This is a genomic window from Caulobacter sp. GW456-12-1-14-TSB4 (assembly GCF_059424195.1).
Genome location: NZ_JBWKZF010000004.1, coordinates 111111 through 129826, shown reverse-complemented (window position 1 = coordinate 129826; position 18716 = coordinate 111111). Strand labels below are relative to the sequence as shown.

Annotated in this window: 27 protein-coding genes and 1 pseudogene; 20 read left to right on the top strand and 8 right to left on the bottom strand. The window is 68.7% G+C overall.

Annotated features, from left to right (window positions below):
* Nucleotides 1-133 precede the first annotated feature (133 nt).
* Nucleotides 134-829, bottom strand: a complete 696-nt coding sequence (locus AC07YH_RS05305) for a Crp/Fnr family transcriptional regulator (RefSeq protein WP_494745965.1) — start codon at nucleotides 827-829, stop codon at nucleotides 134-136.
* Between the two features lie 164 nt (nucleotides 830-993).
* On the opposite strand from AC07YH_RS05305, the gene AC07YH_RS05300 reads away from it, so the two are divergent.
* Both AC07YH_RS05300 and AC07YH_RS05295 read left to right on the top strand, forming a co-directional pair.
* Nucleotides 994-1194, top strand: a complete 201-nt coding sequence (locus AC07YH_RS05300) for a hypothetical protein (protein ID WP_494745964.1) — start codon at nucleotides 994-996, stop codon at nucleotides 1192-1194.
* Nucleotides 1149-1943 carry a Crp/Fnr family transcriptional regulator gene (locus AC07YH_RS05295; protein WP_494745963.1) on the top strand — a complete coding sequence of 265 codons (795 nt, stop codon included), beginning with the start codon at nucleotides 1149-1151 and terminating at the stop codon, nucleotides 1941-1943. Before AC07YH_RS05300 ends, AC07YH_RS05295 begins: the two co-directional genes overlap by 46 nt.
* A 104-nt stretch (nucleotides 1944-2047) precedes the next feature.
* Here AC07YH_RS05295 and AC07YH_RS05290 read toward each other — a convergent pair whose 3' ends face one another.
* Nucleotides 2048-2764, bottom strand: coding sequence for a Crp/Fnr family transcriptional regulator (locus AC07YH_RS05290; RefSeq protein WP_494745962.1), 717 nt, complete (start codon nucleotides 2762-2764; stop codon nucleotides 2048-2050).
* Between the two features lie 56 nt (nucleotides 2765-2820).
* Here AC07YH_RS05290 and AC07YH_RS05285 point away from each other — a divergent pair, with 56 nt between their 5' ends.
* Genes AC07YH_RS05285 through AC07YH_RS05275 form a run of 3 tightly spaced genes read left to right on the top strand, consistent with a single transcriptional unit; the run spans nucleotide 2821 to nucleotide 4232 of the window.
* A complete protein-coding gene (locus AC07YH_RS05285) occupies nucleotides 2821-3084 on the top strand; it encodes a DUF6894 family protein (protein WP_494745961.1) in 264 nt (87 codons plus the stop codon).
* Between the two features lie 21 nt (nucleotides 3085-3105).
* Entirely contained in the window at nucleotides 3106-3249 is a 144-nt protein-coding gene (locus AC07YH_RS05280; protein ID WP_494745960.1) for a hypothetical protein, read from the top strand.
* Nucleotides 3249-4232: an ATP-dependent DNA ligase gene (locus tag AC07YH_RS05275; RefSeq protein WP_494745959.1), complete on the top strand. Its 984-nt coding sequence runs from the start codon at nucleotides 3249-3251 to the stop codon at nucleotides 4230-4232. Before AC07YH_RS05280 ends, AC07YH_RS05275 begins: the two co-directional genes overlap by 1 nt.
* A 10-nt stretch (nucleotides 4233-4242) precedes the next feature.
* Here the strand turns inward: AC07YH_RS05275 and AC07YH_RS05270 are convergent, their stop codons facing one another.
* The gene (locus AC07YH_RS05270; RefSeq protein WP_494745958.1) at nucleotides 4243-4665 is read right to left on the bottom strand and encodes a hypothetical protein; all 423 of its coding nucleotides are present in this window, start codon (nucleotides 4663-4665) and stop codon (nucleotides 4243-4245) included.
* Between the two features lie 158 nt (nucleotides 4666-4823).
* Between AC07YH_RS05270 and AC07YH_RS05265 the strand changes: the two genes are divergently transcribed.
* From AC07YH_RS05265 to AC07YH_RS05225, 9 genes are all read left to right on the top strand, one after another.
* Nucleotides 4824-5066, top strand: a complete 243-nt coding sequence (locus AC07YH_RS05265; RefSeq protein WP_494745957.1) for a hypothetical protein — start codon at nucleotides 4824-4826, stop codon at nucleotides 5064-5066.
* Complete coding sequence (locus AC07YH_RS05260) at nucleotides 5063-5659, top strand: peptidase S14 (RefSeq protein WP_494745956.1); 597 nt, start codon at nucleotides 5063-5065, stop codon at nucleotides 5657-5659. Before AC07YH_RS05265 ends, AC07YH_RS05260 begins: the two co-directional genes overlap by 4 nt.
* Nucleotides 5660-5758: 99 nt before the next feature.
* Nucleotides 5759-6034 (top strand): DksA/TraR family C4-type zinc finger protein, encoded by a 276-nt coding sequence (locus tag AC07YH_RS05255; RefSeq protein WP_494745955.1) that lies wholly within the window; start codon nucleotides 5759-5761, stop codon nucleotides 6032-6034.
* A gap of 249 nt (nucleotides 6035-6283) precedes the next feature.
* The gene (locus AC07YH_RS05250; protein WP_494745954.1) at nucleotides 6284-6628 is read left to right on the top strand and encodes a hypothetical protein; all 345 of its coding nucleotides are present in this window, start codon (nucleotides 6284-6286) and stop codon (nucleotides 6626-6628) included.
* A 41-nt stretch (nucleotides 6629-6669) separates the two neighbouring features.
* The gene (locus AC07YH_RS05245) at nucleotides 6670-7044 is read left to right on the top strand and encodes a hypothetical protein (protein WP_494745953.1); all 375 of its coding nucleotides are present in this window, start codon (nucleotides 6670-6672) and stop codon (nucleotides 7042-7044) included.
* Between the two features lie 229 nt (nucleotides 7045-7273).
* Nucleotides 7274-8074, top strand: a complete 801-nt coding sequence (locus tag AC07YH_RS05240) for an ImuA family protein (RefSeq protein WP_494745952.1) — start codon at nucleotides 7274-7276, stop codon at nucleotides 8072-8074.
* Nucleotides 7971-9524 (top strand): DUF6504 family protein, encoded by a 1554-nt coding sequence (locus AC07YH_RS05235; RefSeq protein WP_494745951.1) that lies wholly within the window; start codon nucleotides 7971-7973, stop codon nucleotides 9522-9524. Before AC07YH_RS05240 ends, AC07YH_RS05235 begins: the two co-directional genes overlap by 104 nt.
* Complete coding sequence (locus AC07YH_RS05230) at nucleotides 9521-12685, top strand: error-prone DNA polymerase (protein WP_494745950.1); 3165 nt, start codon at nucleotides 9521-9523, stop codon at nucleotides 12683-12685. Before AC07YH_RS05235 ends, AC07YH_RS05230 begins: the two co-directional genes overlap by 4 nt.
* Before the next feature lie 9 nt (nucleotides 12686-12694).
* Nucleotides 12695-13030, top strand: a complete 336-nt coding sequence (locus AC07YH_RS05225; RefSeq protein ID WP_494745949.1) for a hypothetical protein — start codon at nucleotides 12695-12697, stop codon at nucleotides 13028-13030.
* Here the strand turns inward: AC07YH_RS05225 and AC07YH_RS05220 are convergent.
* The 3 genes from AC07YH_RS05220 to AC07YH_RS05210 form a co-directional block, all read right to left on the bottom strand.
* Entirely contained in the window at nucleotides 13027-13308 is a 282-nt protein-coding gene (locus AC07YH_RS05220; protein ID WP_494745948.1) for a hypothetical protein, read from the bottom strand. The two genes, AC07YH_RS05225 and AC07YH_RS05220, sit on opposite strands and share 4 nt — an antisense overlap.
* 82 nt (nucleotides 13309-13390) lie before the next feature.
* Complete coding sequence (locus AC07YH_RS05215; protein ID WP_494745947.1) at nucleotides 13391-13783, bottom strand: hypothetical protein; 393 nt, start codon at nucleotides 13781-13783, stop codon at nucleotides 13391-13393.
* A gap of 103 nt (nucleotides 13784-13886) precedes the next feature.
* On the bottom strand, nucleotides 13887-14066 hold the full coding sequence (locus AC07YH_RS05210) for a hypothetical protein (RefSeq protein ID WP_494745946.1): 180 nt from the start codon (nucleotides 14064-14066) through the stop codon (nucleotides 13887-13889).
* 112 nt (nucleotides 14067-14178) lie between these two features.
* Between AC07YH_RS05210 and AC07YH_RS05205 the strand changes: the two genes are divergently transcribed.
* Genes AC07YH_RS05205 through AC07YH_RS05190 form a run of 4 tightly spaced genes read left to right on the top strand, consistent with a single transcriptional unit; the run spans nucleotide 14179 to nucleotide 15782 of the window.
* Nucleotides 14179-14499, top strand: coding sequence for a DUF3606 domain-containing protein (locus AC07YH_RS05205; RefSeq protein WP_494745945.1), 321 nt, complete (start codon nucleotides 14179-14181; stop codon nucleotides 14497-14499).
* Between the two features lie 6 nt (nucleotides 14500-14505).
* Complete coding sequence (locus AC07YH_RS05200; protein ID WP_494745944.1) at nucleotides 14506-15279, top strand: exodeoxyribonuclease III; 774 nt, start codon at nucleotides 14506-14508, stop codon at nucleotides 15277-15279.
* Entirely contained in the window at nucleotides 15276-15611 is a 336-nt protein-coding gene (locus AC07YH_RS05195) for a hypothetical protein (RefSeq protein ID WP_494745943.1), read from the top strand. The genes AC07YH_RS05200 and AC07YH_RS05195 overlap by 4 nt, the downstream gene beginning before the upstream one ends.
* 45 nt (nucleotides 15612-15656) lie before the next feature.
* On the top strand, nucleotides 15657-15782 hold the full coding sequence (locus AC07YH_RS05190; RefSeq protein WP_494745942.1) for a hypothetical protein: 126 nt from the start codon (nucleotides 15657-15659) through the stop codon (nucleotides 15780-15782).
* Here the strand turns inward: AC07YH_RS05190 and AC07YH_RS05185 are convergent.
* Together AC07YH_RS05185 and AC07YH_RS05180 are read right to left on the bottom strand one after the other, a co-directional pair.
* The gene (locus AC07YH_RS05185; RefSeq protein WP_494745941.1) at nucleotides 15779-16033 is read right to left on the bottom strand and encodes an antirestriction protein ArdA; all 255 of its coding nucleotides are present in this window, start codon (nucleotides 16031-16033) and stop codon (nucleotides 15779-15781) included. The genes AC07YH_RS05190 and AC07YH_RS05185 overlap by 4 nt on opposite strands.
* A 58-nt stretch (nucleotides 16034-16091) precedes the next feature.
* Nucleotides 16092-16310 (bottom strand): annotated as a pseudogene (locus AC07YH_RS05180) (antirestriction protein ArdA); the annotation flags it as partial.
* Nucleotides 16311-16671: 361 nt separating this feature from the next.
* On the opposite strand from AC07YH_RS05180, the gene AC07YH_RS05175 reads away from it, so the two are divergent.
* Entirely contained in the window at nucleotides 16672-17514 is an 843-nt protein-coding gene (locus tag AC07YH_RS05175; protein WP_494745940.1) for a diacylglycerol/lipid kinase family protein, read from the top strand.
* Nucleotides 17515-17608: 94 nt separating this feature from the next.
* Complete coding sequence (locus AC07YH_RS05170; protein WP_494745939.1) at nucleotides 17609-18694, top strand: sensor histidine kinase; 1086 nt, start codon at nucleotides 17609-17611, stop codon at nucleotides 18692-18694.
* Nucleotides 18695-18716 lie beyond the last annotated feature (22 nt).

Below are 18716 nucleotides of genomic sequence, written 5' to 3'. Positions count from 1 at the left end.
TTATGATCATTCCACACGTGCGGCCCCGCTGTCGCATCACGCGCCGGATCGGAAGCTCCGTCGTTGCGATGATGGCCTGCGCAACGCGGCGCCGATCACCGTCGTTCCGCCATGATCATTTGACCGCCCAGCTTCAGACCGGGTCGCTCTGCAGGCGCAGGTAGCCGGGATCGAATTGGCCAAGCTGCGCCAAGGCTGTCCAGTCGTTGATCATCACTTGCCCGCTCTTCCACTCGACCACCCCTTGCCGGCGCAGCTCCATCAACACGCGGTTCACATGCACTTGGGTCAGGCCCAGAACATCGCCAAGATCGACCTGGGTCATGGGCAGGGCGAATTTGAAGTCGCTGGCCAGGCGGGCGGCCTCCAGGCGGACATAGAGCTCGCACATCAAGTGCGCCAAACGGCTGGCGGCGTTCTGCTGGCCCATGGTCACCAGCCACTGGCGATGGATGGCGCCGTCGACCACGGTCTCCAGCCACAGGAGCCGGGTCAGGTGGGGATGCTGTTCGGTGAGGCGACGAAGGTCGTCATGGGCGGCTGGCGCGATGACACAGTCCGACAAGGCCAGGACCCCGTGGTCCATCTGGCGCATCAGCAGGCTGTGCAGGTCGACAAAATCGCCAGCGACATTGATTTCGGTCAATTGTCGCCCCCCGCTCGGGGTCACGCTGAAACGAGCGCAAAAGCCGCTGACCAGGAAGGTGCTGAAGTGGGGCCGATCGCCCGGCTCGATCAGCGGCCTTCTGGCGGCGACCGCGCGCGTGGGTCCCAGCAGGCGTGTCAGGGCCTCGCGCTCGACCGGCGAGATCGCGTCCCGGCGGTTCATCTTCTCAATCAGTGGCGCGATCGCGGCGGATAAGGACATTGCATGCGAGGCCAGAGGCCCTCCCCAAGGAAGCCAGCGGCCCATCAAAAGATAAGAGCCGATAACCTAGATTAACGCGCGTCTCGATCGATCCGCCTAGATTCTCCGCTCACCCGGAGGTTCTCTTGCTCGCCCCACTCATCTTCGTCGGCGTGGCTAACGATCTTAGAACGACCTTCGTCGACTTCGACATCGACGCCATGGATCCCTCGCAGCACGCGCGCAGCTTGCTCGCCGAGCATCGCAGCTGCGAGCGCATCGAGATTTGGCGCGAGGAAAGTTGCATCGCCGTCGTCTCGCGAATGGGTTCGGACCAAGCGTCTTGAACCGTCTTTTGATTGCGAGCCTCGACCGCTTCGGTCCGCTTGGCGAAGGCCTTCGCGAGCGGCTGGCCGCGTGCGTCCTCAAGACCGAGACGTTCGAGGCCGGCGAGGTCATCGCCCCGGCCGGCGGTCGCGCCCAGTTACGCCTCCTGGCGCGGGGTCTGGCGGTCAAGCAGACGGTTCTCGCCGAAGGGACGCGCCAGATCTTCAGCGTCGCCACGCCCGGCGACCTGATCGATCTTGCCGGCCTTTTTGTTGGCGCCGATCATGAGATCAGGGCGCTGGCGCCCTGCGAGGTGCGCCGCCTCGGCGCCCGCGAGCTTCAGGCCCTGCTGCACGACCAGGCCGGACTGCTGGCCGCGCTCTTAAGGGCGGTGCTGACGGAGGCGCGCACGCAACGAAACTGGATGGTCAGCCTGGGCCGGCGGTCCGCCGCAGCGCGCACGGCCAACTTCTTCTGCGAGATCTATTGGCGTCAGAAGACCCTGGCCCTCGCCAAGGATGGGCGCTGCGCCCTGCCCGCCTTGCAGATCGACATCGCTGACGCGCTGGGTCTATCGGTTGTGCATATCCACCGCGTGCTCCGCGGCTTGCGTGACGATGGCCTGGCGGTGGTCAAGAACGGCGTCCTGCAGATCCTTGATTGGGATCGGCTGGCCGCGCTTGGGGAGTTCGACCCCGAGGCCTTCCGGCCCCAGACCGACCTTGATCGCGGCGCCGCGCGACCAACTCCGCCCGCGCCCGAGCTTTAAGCCGTGGCCAGCCGATCAATTGATACCCCCATTGGGGCATTTGGAACGCTCGGGGGCGCGGGGGTTTGCGTCTAGGCGGCCCCTCCCGGCGAGGCCTTCGATGGTCAGACCGCTTCGCGATAGGGGCGAAGGTAGGTCGGGTCAAATTGGCCAGCCGCCATCAGCCGCGCCCGATCGAGGATCCGGATATGACGCCCCTGCCACTCCACCACCCCGGTCGCGCGCAGGGCCTTGATCGTTCGGCTCAGGTGGACGGCGGTCATTCCCAGGACCTCGCTAAGCTGGACTTGGGTCAGCGGCAGCTCGAAGGCATCCTCGACCGCCAAGCCGACCAGCTCGAGGCGGGCGGTCATCTCACACAGGAACCGCGCCAGACGTCCATCGGCGTCCTGGCCCCGGCCAAGCAGCCACTCGCGGTGGACAGCCCCCTCCAACGCCGTTTCCAGCCACAACAGGCGCGTCAGATGGGGATGGTCCTGGGTGATGCGCAAAAGCTTATCGTGGGGCGCGGCGGCCGTGACGCAGGCCGTCAGCGCCACCACCCCGTAATCGAGTTGCGGGATCAGCAGACCAAAGAGGTCGATGAAGTCGCCGGCGACATGGACCGACAGGAAAACCCGACGGCCATCGCGCAAGATTCCATAGCGCCCGCAAAAGCCGGAAAGCAGCAGGGTGGCGTGATCGGGTCGCCCCCCGGGCCTGATAAGATCCACGCCCGCGCGGTGGCGGCGCTCAGGCTCCAGCACGCTGGCGAGCAGGTCGCGCTCTGTGGTGGTAAGTTCGTCTCGAAGGTTAAGCTTGGCGATCAACCGATCCACCATCTACGCCTCCATCGTCCATCAGCTCCTGTTCATCCCGACGCGCCTAGCGTGTGGCCATGAGCACCTTTCACTTCGAAATCGACAGTGACGGCGCGACGACCACCGAAATCGTCGAGGCAGCGGACCAAAACGCCGCAATTCGCCAGGCGTTGCTGTTGATTTCCGAAATCCTGCGTGACCACGGCCTGTCCAGCCAGGAGGCCATTACCGTTGGCCTCCTGGTGCGCGACGCCGACGGCCAAGTGGTGTGGAGCGGCGGCGCGACCGGCGGCCAGACGGGTTCGGGCGTGGAACAGGCCATCGGCGTCCGCGCTCCCTAGAGAGCAAAGAAAGGCGCCGCCATGACCCGCACCGAGCAAACCCCCGCCCCGCCGCCCAAGTCCACGCCCAAATCGCCCGAGCCGCCCGGCGACATCCCCGCGTCGCCGACCGACGGGCGCCTGGGCCCGGCCGGGGATCCGGCCGAAGGCAAGCGCGAGGCCTGATGGCCAAGGTCGCCCTCGTCGAGGCCCAGGCCATGGAAGCGCGTTCGGCGCCGGTCCTGCCTTCGGAGCCGGGATGGTGGTATGAGCCCAAGTGGGACGGCTTTCGCTGCCTGGCCTTTCGCCAGGGCGGCGCGGTGATCCTGCAGGCCAAGTCAGGAAAGCCCTTGACCCGCTACTTTCCCGAGGTGGTCGAGCGGCTGCTGGCGCTGCCCCAGGAAAGCTTCGCGGTCGATGGCGAGCTGCTGATCCTGGTCGATGGGACGTTCTCGTTCGAGGCCTTGCAGCTGCGGCTTCACCCGGCCCAAAGCCGCATCCAGCGCCTGGCCAAGGAGACGCCCGCCGTCCTGGCGCTTTTCGACATGCTTCAGGCGCCAGACGGCGCGGACCTGCGCGAGCGGCCCCTGAGCACGCGTCACGCAGCCCTGGCCGCGTTCCTGGACGGCCTCGATGATCGCGCCCTGACCCTCACCCCAGGAACGTCTAGGGTCACCCTGGCCCAGACCTGGTTGGACGAGGGCAAGCTCGAAGGTGTCGTCGCCAAGCGTCTGGACGGTCCCTACGCGCAGGGCGAGCGCGCGATGGTCAAGGTCAAGCGCGAGCGGACGGCCGACTGCGTGGTCGGCGGCTTTCGCTATGGCAAGGACAGTGACGTGGTCGCCTCCCTGCTGCTTGGCCTCTATGACGAGGACGGCCGCCTCGATCACGTCGGCTTCACCTCAGGCTTGGCCGCTGTCGATCGGCGCGACCTGACCAAGCGGCTGGAGGCGCTGGCCGGCGGTCCTGGGTTCACCGGCGACGCGCCTGGCGGCCCCAGCCGCTGGTCGGACGAACGCTCCAGCCAATGGACGCCGCTCAAGCCCAAGATCGTGGTCGAGGTGTCCTTCGACCACGTCTCGGCCGGCCGTTTTCGCCACGGCACGCGGCTGATCCGGTTTCGGCCCGACAAGGCGCCGGCGCAATGCCGCAAGGAGCAGATCGCTTAAGCGGTGATCGTTACGCCTGGGGCGCGGCGCGCAGCCACACCTCGACCTTATGGGCCGCGCCAGGTCCGTGCTCGTTGAGCGCGATGGCCGCGCGCCAGGCCGACACCTGCGGATGGCGGCTGAAGAACGACAGGTCGTGGGCGGCGTGGACCTCGAAGGTCGCGTCGGCCGGCCGGTCGGGGATCTGGTCTTGACCGGGCGCTTTCGCCGTCTCGGTCGCCGCGCCGGGCTTGAGCCAGACGAGGACCTCCCAATCGTCGACGTCAGCCTGGCCGGTCTTCATCTCCACCTTGTAGGTTTGAACGTCGGGATGCTGATCCCAGAAGGCCTCGTCATGCGGCTTGGCGCGGACGAGAAGGTCGGCGCCTTCGGGGGCGGCGGGCGCGGAGATCGGCGCGGCCTGGGCGGGATCGGACGATGGGGTCTCGAACATCTAAGCCTCCTTTAAGGGCGCGCCGAGCCGGCGCGCGCGTCGTGGGCTTAACGCGCGAGCCGCATCGAAGGCGCTCGAACCGATGCCGAACGGCGGCCTGGAACCGCCAGGCGCCGTAACCCGTTGCAGCTCGCCCAATCTGCTTGGAGCGCCTGGCCGTGTTCACCTATCTCGTCTTTCCCAGCGCCGACGGATGGCGCGTTGAGCTGCAGGACGCGGCCGAGATCGCCGCCTTGCCGACCTTCGCCGCGGCCGAACGCAGGGCCCGCTGGCTGGCCGCCCGCGCCAGCGTCAAGGACCATGACAGCCAGATCCTGCTGCTCGACGCCAGCGGCGCCGTGGTCGGGCGCTGGCAGGCCGAACGCTACACACCCGCCTTTTGCCTGGAGCTTGCCGCATGAGCGATGGAAATTTCGCCGCCATGGCCGACGACGGCCTCACCTTGCCGCCAGCCGCGTTCGCCGGACCGCGCATCCTGCTGGCCGGCCCCGTCGACTACGCCATGTACCAGGCGTTTCGCCAGCAACTGGCCGGCGCCGACCACGAGCTGGTCATCGTCGAGCTTTCGACCCTGGGCGGCGATCCGGAGGTCGCGCGGATGATGGGTGAGGACGTACGCTTCCATAGCGAGATTTCGCCCGACCGCCGCTTCGTGTTCCTGGGTAAGGCGGCGATCTATTCGGCCGGGGCCACCTTCATGAGCTTCTTCGCGCCGGCCAACCGCTACCTGACGCGGGGCACGCGCCTGATGATCCATGAGCGCAAGCTCAACAAAACCCTGGAGCTCAACGGCCCGCTGACCTCCTGCGTGGCGTCGGTCAAGGCGGTCCTGCATGAGATCGAGCACTCGATCGCCATCCAGAACGAGGGCTTCGCCAACCTGATCGCCGGCTCCTCGGTCGACATGGCCACCGTGCTCGAACGCGCCCCGTCCAACTGGTACATCGAAGCCGAGGAAGCCCGGGCTCTGGGCCTGATCCGAGCCGTGATCTGATCACCGATCCCGCGACAATTCGCCTCCGACGCCAACGACGGTCGCGGCTGGCGACATGGGTGAGGGTTTCCCATCTAACAGGCTGACAAACCACGGGAGTTGACGACAGACATGGCCGGCGGCTGGACCCATGACGGCGGTGTGCTCGACCAGATCGAAGACACGGTCATCGACGGCGTGCTGCATGCGCGCGCGCGTCTGCCCAGCGGCGAAGGCGCGCTGACCTGCGACGAATGCGGCGAGGATATTCCGCTGGCCCGGCGCAAGGCCCTGCCCGGCGCGCGCACCTGCGTGACGTGCCAGTCGGGCCGCGACAAGCGCCTGGTCATCGGGGGCATCAACCGGCGCGGCAGCAAGGACAGCCAGCTGCGCTGACAAAGATCATCGGTTCGGCGATCGGCGCGCCTTCACGGCCGCGCCATCACGCGCGATGCCGAGGCGGTCGATGTCTGGCTGCGCGCGCCGTGGAAGGAGGCTATCGCCCTGTAGCGACCCTTGCCGGCCGAGGACCTGCGGGTGATCGACCCGCCGCCCAAGCGCGAGGCCGTGGCGGCCTGAAGAGATTTTGATCCCGAGCCAGGCGGGGCGCGGCGGTCGGCGACGTCATCGGTTGAGGAGGTCGCCATGCTCGAGCAGGATTTTCGCATGTGCGCGCGCACGATCGGCGTCGAGCAGCGCTTGGCCGCCTTGATCCTCGATTGCGAAAAGGCCATGGCCGACTATCCCGAGGGCGGCGATCGCCGCTGGTACTGGCGGCTGGAGGACCAGCACCGCCGGCTGCTATCGCCTGACTTGCGGATGATCGTGGCGGTGACCACGCGCCTGGTCGAGGAGACGCCGGCCTTGGCGCCGCCGGTCGCCGCCGCGCTGCGGGTCCTGCTCGCCAAGCGCCCAGACCTGGCGCCGTTCCACACGCGGCTGGTGGCGATGAGCCGTCTAGGCGCTTCCCCGCGCGCCCTGGCGAGCTAGGCTCGCCGGCCACCCTTGCGCGGTTAGCGCGTTGAGTCGGGATGAGGCTGGCGCTTTCCGATCCCGAGGCTCCGATCGACTACTGGCGCGCCGTCGCGCGGCGCGGCGTCATGGCCGTGGGCTTTTCGGTGTGGCGGTTCGCCGGCGAGACCTGGCTGGGCGCTCGGATGCTGGCGCCCCAGACGGGGCTGGTGCGGCGCGCGGCCTATGCCGCGATCGAGATCGACAAGGCCATCGCCCTGGAGACCGGTCCCGACGAGGGTGTCCGCCAGGCATTGGCCCACGCCCTGGAAGCGGGCCCCGCGCCAGTCCAGCAGGCCGCCTACCAAGCGCTCTTGGTCGAGCGGCTCTGGCGGGCCATCGCGGCTTGCCCGGCCCAACGCCTTGCCGCCCTGGCCGCGCCGCACGAGGACTAACCGCCCTGGGCCCAAGATATGGGCGAACGGTGGGCATCGACACGCCTGACGCGAAGCTTGCGGCAAGGCTTACGTCAGCTTCGGTCGCCGCTGAAAAATTGTGATTCCCGCCAAGGCCTTGCGCTGCCTGGATTCCACGACAAGCGCGCGCCTGCGCCGCACCGGGCGCCGATTGACTCCATGGTCAAGCCGAGAACAAAGCTAGAACAACTTCGTTTTACCTCCGGACATGACCCTGACACCCGCCCCCGCCCCATCGTCGGCTCCAAGCCCGGTCACGCTCGCCGCCCTGCGTCGCCAGGTCCGCGCCGTCGAGGCGCAGGATCGTGCGACCCATGCGGTGCTGCCGTTCGGCGTCGCGCCGCTCGACGCGCGGCTGCCGGGCGGCGGATTGGCGCTGGGGGCCCTTCACGAAGTGGCCGGCGGCGCCGACGAGGCCCTGCACGGCGCGGCGGCGGCGCGGTTCGCGGCCGGCATCCTGGCAAGGGCCCAGGGCGAGGTCCTGTGGTGCCGGCGCCAGGCCGATCTCTTCGCCCCGTCTCTGGCTCAGGTCGGCCTGCCGCCCGAACGGGTGATCTTCGCCGACGCGGGCGACGAGGCCGGCGTGCTGGCGGCCATGGAGGAAGGCTTGCGCTGGCCGGGCCTGGCCGGCGTCGTCGGTGAGGTCGGCAAGCTCTCGATGACCGCTTCCCGGCGCCTCCAGCTGGCGGCCGAGAAAAGCGGGCAACTGGCCATCGCGGTGCGACGATGGCGGCGCGTGGCCGACGCGGCCGATCTTGGCCAGCCGACGGCCGCCCAGACCCGCTGGCGGGTCTCGCCCCTGCCCTCCTCTCCGCTGCCTGTGCCCGGCGTGGGCCGTCCCCGCTGGTTTCTCGAACTTCTCCGCTGCCGCGCCGGCGACGCCTTCGACATCGAGCTAGAAGCCTGTGACGCAAAGGGTCATCTCCGTCTTCCTGCCCCGCTGGCCCACCGACCGGCTGGCGCGCGCGCACGGTCAGGCGATTACAGCCAAGGCCGCGCCGTCGCTTGAGACGGCGTCCGAAGCGCCGATCGTGATGGTCGGGCGGATCGGCCGCCGCCGGGCCATCGCGCACATGAACCTGGCGGCGGCCAAGACCGGCCTGCGCATCGGCCAGGCGATCGCCCACGCCACCGCGCTAGTTCCTGGCCTGGTGTTGCACGACCTGGACGCCGAGGCCGACCTGGCGGCCCTGCAGCGCCTGGCGCTCTGGGCCCAGCGGCTCTATTCGCCCAGCGTCGCGGCCGATCCGCCCGACGGGCTGGTCATCGACGCCACCGGCTGCGCTCACCTGTTCGGCGGCGAGGAGAAAATGCTGATCGACATCCGCGATCGGCTCACCAAGGCGGGCCTATCGGCCAAGGTGGCGATCGCCGACAGTTGGGGCGGCGCCCACGCCCTGGCCCGCTACAGCCTGCGCCCAGTCTTCGTCGTGCCGCCAGGCGCGCTTGGCCGCGAGCTTCATCCCCTGCCGGTCGCGGCCCTGCGCCTGCCCGCCGCGCTCGTCCAGGCCTTGGCCAAGCCGGGCTTGGACACCATCGGCGAACTGGACGCCACGCCCAAGGGGCCCCTAGCCCATCGCTTTGGCCTCGAGCCCATCCGGCGCCTCGACCAGGCTCTGGGCCGTGAGCGCGAGCCGATCGAGCCGGTGTTCGCGCGCGAGACCCTGCGCGCGGCCAAGATCTTCGCCGAGCCGATTGGGGCGCCCGAGACCCTGGCGCGCTATCTGGGCGAGCTGACCGTCGAACTGTGCGCCGCGCTCGAAGGCGCCAGCCTGGGGGCCAGGGCGCTCGACGCCTTCTTCTTTCGGGTCGACAACCGCATCGAGACCGCGCGCCTTGGCCTGTCGGCCCCTTCGCGCGATGCGCCGCGGCTGGCCAAGCTCTTGTGCGAGAAACTCGAGAAGATCGATCCGGGCTTTGGGATCGACAGGATGGTGCTGGCCGCGCCGGGGGCCGAAACCTTGGCCTACAAGCAAGGCGACGCGCTTGCCGGCCGCCGCGCCGGCGCGGATCTGTCGGGCCTGATCGACACGCTCGCCCTAAGACTGGGGGCGCAGAGCGTTTACCGGCTAGCCAGCGCCGACAGCGACATCCCCGAGCGCAGCGTGCGCAAGGCGTCGGCGCTGGAACGGCCAGTCGGCTTTTCCTGGCCCGTCGACTGGCCGCGCCCCACCCGCTTCTTCCCGCGTCCCGAGCCGATCGAGACCGTGGCGCTGCTGCCCGACCAGCCGCCGGCCTCTTTCACCTGGCGCGGGGTGCGCCGGCGCGTGCGCTGCGCCGACGGTCCTGAGCGGGTGTTTGGCGAATGGTGGAAGGCCGACGCCGAGCTGGCGCGTTCGCGCGACTACTTCCAGGTCGAGGACGAAGGCGGCGAGCGCTATTGGATCTTCCGGGACGGCGATGGCGAGGATCCGACCAGCGGCAGCCAGCGCTGGTTCATGGCCGGGGTTTTTGGATGAACAACCTCGCCCAAGCCTTTGAAGACCTTGGCGACTATGTCGAGCTGCATTGCGCCTCCCACTTTTCGCTGCTGCGCGGCGCCTCCTCGCCAGCCGAGCTCTTCGACGAGGCCGCGCGCCTGGGCTATCGGGCTTTGGCGCTGTGCGATCGCAACAGCCTGGCGGGGATGGTCCAAGCCCATGTCGCGGCGAAAGCCGTAGGCCTTCGCCTGATCGTCGGCTGCGAACTGGTGCTGCGCGATGGCATGACCGTGCTGGTCTATCCCACCGACCGGGCCGCCTATGGCCGGCTTTGCCGTCTTCTGTCCCTGGGCAAGGCCCGGGCCGGCAAGGGCGCTTGCGACATCGATCACGCCGACCTGGCCGCCCATGCCCAGGGGCTGATCGCCATCCTCGTCCCCGATCTGGCCGACGATCTTTGCGCCCGCCAACTGGCGCGGCTGTCGGCGATCTTCGGCGCCGACGCCCATGTCGCCCTGACCTTGCGCCGTCGCCCGGGCGAGGCCCTGCGGCTCTACGACCTGGAGCAGCTGGCGCGGGCAGCCGGGGTGACGCCGGTGGCGACCAATCGCGTGCTCTTCCACCACAAGGACCGGCGGATGCTGCAGGACGTTGTCACCTGCATCCGCGAACATACGACCATCGACGACGTCGGCTTTCGGCGCGACCGCCATGCGGGCCGGGAACTGCGGGCGCCGGGCGAGATGGTGCGGCGCTTTTCGCGCCATCCCGCCGCCCTCGACGCTTCGCTGATCATCGCCCGGCGTTGCGGATTTTCGCTCGACGAGCTGAGCTATCAATATCCGCGCGAGGTCGCCGCCGAGGGAGAGAGCGCGCAACAAACCCTCGAGCGCCTGACCTGGGCGGGGGCCGACCAGCGCTTTCCCGAAGGGGTGACGCCGCAGGTGCGGCGGATCCTCGACCATGAGCTGCGCCTGATCGGCAGCCTCGGCTACGCGCCCTACTTCCTGACCGTCAATTCGATCGTCGCCTATGCCCGCAGCCAGGACATCCTGTGCCAGGGGCGCGGGTCGGCCGCCAATTCGGCGGTCTGCTACGTGCTGGGGATCACCTCGATCGACCCTGAGCGAAACGACCTGCTATTCGAGCGCTTCGTCAGCGCCGAGCGTGACGAGCCGCCCGACATCGACGTCGACTTCGAGCACGGCCGGCGCGAGGCGGTGATGCAATGGGTGTTCGAGACCTATGGCCGTCACCGCAGCGCCATCGTCGCGGTCGTGCATCGCTTCCGGCCGCGCGGCGCGGTGCGCGACGTCGGCAAGGTGCTGGGCCTGCCCGAGGACATGACCAAGGGTCTGTCGAGCCAGATCTGGAGTTTCAGCCGCGAGGACATCGAGGAAAAGCACGCGCGCGACATGGGCCTGGATCTGTCGGACCGACGCCTGCGCCTGACGCTGGAGCTGGCCCAGCAGCTGCTCAACACGCCGCGCCAGTTTTCCCAGCATCCCGGCGGCTTTGTCCTGACCCACGACCGGCTCGACGAGCTCGTGCCGATCGAGCCGGCGCGGATGAAGGACCGGCAGATCATCGAATGGGACAAGGACGACATCGACGCGCTGAAGTTCATGAAGGTCGACTGCCTGGCGCTGGGCATGCTGACCTGCCTCAAGCGCGGCCTGAATTTGTTAAAGGATCACAAGGGCGTCGCGCTGGATCTTGCGACCATCCCGCCAGAGGACCCGCGCACCTATGCGATGGTCCGCCGGGCCGACACTCTGGGAGTCTTCCAGATCGAGAGCCGCGCGCAGATGGCCATGCTGCCGCGCCTGAAACCGCGGTCGTTCTACGACCTGGTCATCGAGGTGGCGATCGTGCGGCCAGGTCCGATCCAGGGCGACATGGTCCACCCCTATCTGCGGCGGCGCGAGGGCAAGGAAGCGGTGACCTATCCCAAGGCCGAGCTGGAGGCGGTTCTGGGCAAGACCCTTGGGGTGCCGCTGTTCCAGGAACAGGCCATGCGGGTGGCCATCGAATGCGCCGGGTTCACGCCCGGCGAGGCCGACCAGCTGCGCCGGGCCATGGCCACCTTCAAGTTCACTGGCGGGGTAAGCCACTTCAAAGACAAGCTGGTGGGCGGCATGGTCGCGCGCGGCTATCCGGAGGACTTCGCCCAAGCCACCTTCAGCCAGCTGGAGGGCTTTGGCTCCTACGGTTTCCCGGAAAGCCACGCGGCCAGCTTCGCGCTGCTGGCCTATGCCTCGTCCTGGCTCAAATGCCATCATCCGGAGGTATTTTGCGCCGCCCTCCTCAACAGCCAGCCGATGGGCTTCTACCAGCCGGCCCAGATCGTGCGCGACGCCATCGAGCACGGGGTGGCGGTGCGGCCCATCTGCGTCAACGCCTCGCGCTGGGACTGCACCCTGGAGGAAAAGCCGGACGGGTCGCTGGCCGTGCGCCTGGGATTGCGCATGGTCGGCAAGCTGGCGCAGGACGAGGCCGCCCGGCTGGTGCTGGCGCGCGGCGATGGGCCTTACGCCTCGATCGCCGACCTTTGGCGGCGCGCCCATATCGGGACCGGCGCCTTGACCCGCCTGGCCGAAGCCGACGCGTTCGGGCCAGCCCTGGGCCTGGCGCGCCGCGAGGCCGGCTGGGCCATCAAGGGCCTGCGCGATGTCGCGCTGCCGCTCTTCGATCAGCCCGACGCCTGCGAACTCAACGAGCCTGATCCTGGACTCAAAGCCATGACAGAGGGTCGCGAGATCATCGAAGACTACAGCCACGTGGGCCTCTCACTACGCCGCCATCCCCTGGCCCTGCTGCGCCAGGACCTGCAAGGCTTGGGGCGCGTCTCCTGTCAGGTCGCCGCCGGCGCGAAAGACGGCCGCCGGATCAGGACCGCGGGGTTGGTGCTGGTGCGCCAGATGCCCGGCACGGCCAAGGGGGTGATGTTCATGACCATCGAGGACGAGACGGCGGTGTCCAACCTGGTGATCTGGAAGACCCTCTACGAGGCTCAGCGCCGCATCGCTCTGGGCGCGCACCTGATCGGCGTGGACGGCCGTATCCAGCGCGAGGGCGACGTCGTCCACCTGGTCGCTCACAAGCTCCATGATCTCACGCCGCTGATGGCGACCTTGCAGGATCGCGGGGCCGACGCCGGCGACCTCGCCTGGGCTCGCCGCAGCCGCAACTTCTGCTAGGCTAGGATCATGATCCCGACCGTGACCCTGAGCTATATTCTCAACGGCGCCGCGCCGGTGGCCGAGCCCGATCCGGAGGCTTGGCGGGCCTGGATGCGGGCCGCCCAGCAGGATGGCCGGCGCATCGTGGCCAAGACGCAGATCAATCCACGGATCGAGGTCTCGACGGTGTTTACGGGCATGGACCGCGGACCGGCCGGATCGCCAGGCTTCGACCAGCCCGTCCTTTTCGAAACCGCCACCTTCGAGGACGGCGAGATCGTCGACACGCGCGACTACGTCACCTGGAACGAAGCCCTGGCCGGTCATGCCGAACGCGTCGCCGCGCTCGGCGGCGCGACCTAGGTCCGCGACGGGGCCTTTTCGGCGGCAAAGGCCGAAGCTTGCCGCGGCGCGACGCGGACGTCGGATGACGACGCCGTCGGCACGGGCTCGGTGTGGACCACCTTGCCGATCTGGTCGGTGTCGCTTTCCATATGGCTGTCGCTGGCGGGGATCGGACCGGGCGCGGCGGGCGCGGGCGTCGCGCTCGCCGGATAGTCCGGGACCGGGACGCGCGGCTGGGTGACATTGTGGACGCCGCCCAGGCCGTCGGCGGTTTGCGGATCCTTACCGGTGGTCATGGTCTGTCTCCAAGGGGTTGTGGAGACCAAACGCCGGCCCAGCCACGTTCGTTCGCGGCCTCGATCCAGGTAAGCCGTTCGTTCAGCCCTGGACGGGCGGTTCGAGCTCCAGCGAGACCAGAAAGGCGGCGACCAGCGGGCCGGCCAGGGCCTTGAACCTGGCCGCGAGGGTCTTGGGGATGCGCACCGTAAGGCCAGCCGGGCTCTTGGCCACCGCCCCGCCCGTCATGCCGACGATCAGGTCGAGTTGGGCGCGCGCAGCGCGCGCATCGCCGGTCCCCAGCGCCGCGACACGCGCGCCTGGCGGAATGGCGAAGCGATAGACGATCACCGCACGCGTGGCCTGGGCATAGGCCAGCAGCCGCTCGCGCCGCTGGGCGACGTCGTCGAAGGCGATGATCTCGGCGTTCAGCGCCAGATCCTCCTGGCCTTGGAAAAGGTCGAGGTCTGCGGGGGCGCCATGGGGTTTGGGCATGACCTTGATATGGGAACGCTCTGGCCGCCCCGCCAGGCGCGCCCGTTCGCCACGGCGCCCAAGGTCGCGTCGCTGTGGCCAAGCCTGGGCTATGAGGCGCTGGTCAGGTCTGGCGGTCGCCCTTGTCGCCCTGGCCCCGCCCCGCGTCGTGGCGGGCGTGTTGGCGCTGATCGGCGGCGAGCGACTTGCCGACGTCGGCGGCCTCGTTGAAGCGCCCCGCCTCGTCGCGGCGCACATAGCGCTTGTCGCCGGGGGTGGGCTCGATGAGTTCACGTTTGGACATGGCGTTAAGTCTCCTGGCTGCAAAGCGAATCCGCGACTCAGCCAAACCGTTCCCGACGTCTTGATTGGGAACGACCCAGCGAAACGACGGTTTTGCTGGCCGGAGGATTCCCATGCCACTCACGCCTTTCGACGAACCGGGCCAGGTCGATCCAGTGGACGGCGAGGTGACCCTGCGCGGACCTGGACCGACGGGCGTGGCCATGACCCCGCAGGCGGCGCGCGAAACCGCCGCGCGTCTTGCCGCCGCCGCCACGCGGGCCGAGCAAGGCCACGTCGAGTTGATCGATCTTGACGATGCGCAATGCCTGGCGCGCTGGGCCCAGCGCCTGGCGGTGGATGTCGAGATCGTGCGCGCCACGGTCATCGCCGTGGGCCCCGACAGCGAGGCGGTGGCCCAGCGCCTGGCCGCGCCGTCCGACGACACCGACTAGGCCGCCTTGCGCATCGCCACCTTCAACATCAACAACATCGTCTCGCGTCTGCCGGTCCTGACGGCGTGGCTCGAGGCCGAGGCGCCGGACGTCGTCTGCCTGCAGGAGCTGAAGGCCGACCAGGGCGCGTTTCCGCAAGCCCCCCTGGCGGCGCTGGGCTACGAGGCCGTCTGGCGCGGCCAGCGGACCTGGAACGGCGTGGCCATCCTGGCGCACGGCATGACCCCGGTGGTCACCCGCACCGCCCTGCCCGGCGATCCGGACAGGACCCAGGCGCGCTACATCGAGGCGGCGGTGAACGGCGTGCTGATCGGCTGCCTCTACCTGCCCAACGGCAATCCCGTCCCCGGTCCCAAGTTCGATTACAAGCTGGCTTGGTTCGAGCGCTTCGCGGCCCATGCCCAGAGCCTGCTGACGGCGGGCGTTCCGGTCGTGCTGGCCGGGGACTACAATGTCGTGCCGACGGAAGCCGATCTCTATCCGAACCACTCCTATGGCGGTAACGCGTTGCTGCGCCCCGAGAGCCGTGCGGCCTTCGCGCGCCTGCTGGACCAGGGCTGGACCGACGCCTTGCGCGCGGTTCATCCCGAGGAGCCGCTGTGGACCTTCTGGTCGTATCTTCGCCAGCGTTGGCCGCGCGACAAGGGCCTGCGCATCGACCACCTCCTGCTGTCGCCGGCGCTGGCGGGTCAGCTCGTCGACGCCGGGGTCGACCGCTGGGTGCGCGGTCTGGACGGGGCCAGCGACCACGCCCCAGCCTGGATCGTGCTCGACCGATGAAGCCGTCCGCGCCGATCACTCCCGATGGTCGTTATCTGGTGGTGCGCGGCCGCCTCTGGCGGCGCAGCGATCCGGCGCTCGCGCCCGCGCGCCGCCAAGCCCTGATCGATGACCTGATGGACGCCCGCCGCGCCGTCCGCGCCGCCTTGGCCAGCGGCGACGCCAAGGCCCAGGCCGACGCGCGCGCCCAGGTTCAGGCAGCCAAGGTCGGCTTGGGCGAGCGCGGCCCGGTGTGGTGGGACGATGGCGCGCCCGACCTCAATCGCCACATGGCCGCAAACACCGCCTATGCGGACTGGTTCGCCGGCCTCCCCGCGCCGGGCGAGACCTGAGCGCCTGCGCTAGCGCTTGGGCGGGCCCTGCTCTAGATTGGCCCCATGCCCCCGCGCCTTCGCCCGACCGCTCGCCTCCTCACCCCCGCCGGCTGGGCGGGGCTCGCCGCCGCCGCTCTGCTGGCCGGCGCGGCCGCCTTCGCCCTGGTAGCGGTCCTGCCGCGCGCCTAGACGCTCCAGAAGACGTGAACCTGGTCGGGACCCGTCTCGACGGTGAAGACCTCGCCATTCAACCTCGCGTCGCGGGCCATAGCCTCGTAATCGATATAAAGGCGTAGGGGCTCGGGGATTTCGACCGTTTCCTCGGTCAGGTCCTGGATGCTGTCGGCGAGGCTGGCGAAACAGCCGCGATACTGCTCGTCGAGCGCGCGCGTCGCCGCCGCGACATCCCCCGCCGAAAACCGCCAGCACCAAGGCCCCAAGCCGTCCCCGCGCCCGCAGGAAGCTGGCCAAGGCCACGACGCGATCGATGCTGGCGTACTCGGCGATGTCCAGCCCGCCAAAACCCTCATGGTCATGAATGGCGTGCTCCTCGGCCCCCGCCACCGGCGAGGCCGCCAGCATCGCGGCGATCTCGTCCCAAACCGGTCCGGCCTCGTCCCCGACGCGGATCCAGCGTCCGTGCAGCTGGCCGCCATTATAGGCGGCCAGACACGCGACATAGATCCTAGGGTCCAGGTCATCTGCTGCGCTTCCCATCGCTTTCTTCCTTCAAGCCAGGGTTCGAGCCCTCGAACCCTTGCCCGTCGGCGAGACCGGGTGTGCAAACGGAGGGGCGTCTTCGCGGGGACCCGGCTGCAGGGGCTTTCGCCTGGCGATGGCTTGCCTGTTCGAAAATGCCCCGAAGCTGGGCGGAAGACGATCCGGAGTGCGCCGAGGGCGGAGCCCTAAGCCCCGCGCCCTTCAGGGCGCGACAAGAAGAAGCCCGTACGGCAAACCCGCCACAGATCCTTTTCGTCCCGCGCGCGTTGACGTGACGCGCCAACAAGCTTGGCTTTTCTAGGGGGCAGGATTTCCAATGTCAGAGGCTCATGCGGCCCTCGCCGGCCGGGTCGTGGCCGTGTTCAACACCGCCAGCGGCAGCTGCGATGCGACATCGGAAAGCCAGGCGCGGCGGATCTTCACTGAAGCCGGACTGGACGCGGTGGAGATCCACGTCGTCTCGCCCTCGGACATCGCCCAGACGCTCGAAGTAGCGGTCGCTGACGCTGACGTACTGGTCGTCCTGGGCGGCGATGGCACCATCGGCAGCGCCGCGACCCTCTGTGGCCATGATGGCCCCTATCTGATCCCGCTGCCGGGCGGCACGATGAACATGTTGCCCAAGGCGCTCTACGGCGCCGGCGACTGGCAGGCCGCCTTGACCGCGACGCTCGCCGCGCCCGAGATCAGAAGGGTCAGCGGCGGCGAAGCCAATGGCCAACGGTTCTACTGCGCGGCGATCTTTGGCGCGCCGTCGTTGTGGGCCGATGCGCGCGAAGCCGTCCGCGAGGGCGACCTTGTGGAAGCGGCCAAGCGCGCGGTGACGGCGACCCGCCGCAGCCTGTCCGATGCGATCGACTACGAATTTGGCGACCAAAAGGGATCGGCCGACGCCGTAGCGGTGATCTGCCCGCTGATATCCCAGGTCATGGACGGTGAAGAGGCCGCCCTTGAGGCCGTGGCGGTCGATCCCGGCACGGCGGCGGGGCTGTTTGGCCTGGCCTTTCACGCCGCCTTCGACGGATGGCGCAATGACCCTTCGGTCACGCGCGCCAAGGTCAGATGCGTCGATGTGCTGGCCCACGGTGAAATCCCCGCCATTCTCGACGGCGAGAAGGTCGAGATCGAACGCCACGCGAAAGTGACTTTTCTCCCGATGGCGTTCCGCGCCCTCGTCCCGGCCGCGGATGGCGACGCCTAGGTCTGGAACTTTTCCAACCCCGCTCGGCTATGTCATGACCGCCGCGCGCGCTGCCCGATGCGGTCATCGCCAGACCAGAAGATGAGCTTTGCAGTTGAAAGACCCTGATGCGATCGTCGGCGCTGTGCGTATCGAACCCGAACCGCTGCGCGCGCCCTGGCTGGACGACGCCTCCGGGACCGCCGAGGCGCTCAGTCAAAGCCGCGCGCAGCTGCAGGTTCTGACCGACGCCATGCCGCAGATGGTGTGGTCGACACGGCCCGACGGCTTCCACGACTACTACAATGCGCGCTGGTACGAATTCACCGGCGTGCCCAAAGGCAGCACCGACGGCGAAGGCTGGAACGGGATGTTCCATCCGCAGGACCAAGACCGGGCTTGGGCGCGGTGGCAGCGCAGCCTGGAGACGGGCGAGCCCTACGAGATCGAGTACCGGCTGCGTCACAGGTCCGGCGACTATCGTTGGACGCTGGGCCGCGCCCTGCCGGTGTTCAATGACGAGGGGGAAATCGCCCGCTGGATCGGGACCTGCACCGATATCCACGACGCCAAGATGGCCGCAGAGCAGAACGAGCTGCTCAGCCGGGAGCTTAGCCACCGCATCAAGAACATTTTCGCCGTGGTGTCAGGCCTGATCGGCCTGTCCAGCCGGCACGATCCGTCGGTGCGTGTGTTCGCCAAGGGTCTGCAGGAACGGATCGCCGCGCTGGGGCGCGCCCACGAGTTTGCTCGGCCCCATAGCGAGGCTTCAAGGCCCGCCCTGGGCGGCTCGACGCTGAAGGGTTTGCTGATCGAGATTTTCAAGCCCTACCCGGCCTTCGACGAGGGGCGGATCGTTCTCGACGGCGACGATGTCCCGGTCGACGATCGCGGGGCCACGCCGATCGCCCTCGTGTTCCATGAACTGGCGACCAACGCGGCCAAATACGGCGCCCTGGCGACAGCGGAAGGCCAGGTGCATGTCGCGATCGCCCTGACGGACGCCAAGGTCGGCGTCACCTGGTGCGAGACGGGAGGCCCCGCCATCGACGGCGAGCCCGAGCGTCAAGGCTTTGGCACGCGCCTTGCCGAGATGAGCGTGGCCCAGCAGCTGGGCGGGGTGATGCGCCGCGACTGGAAACCCAGCGGCCTTTGTGTCGAAATCGAAGTTTCCATTAACCGGCTCAGCCGCGATCTCTAAAGGCGCTTGCGCCGTCTCTAAC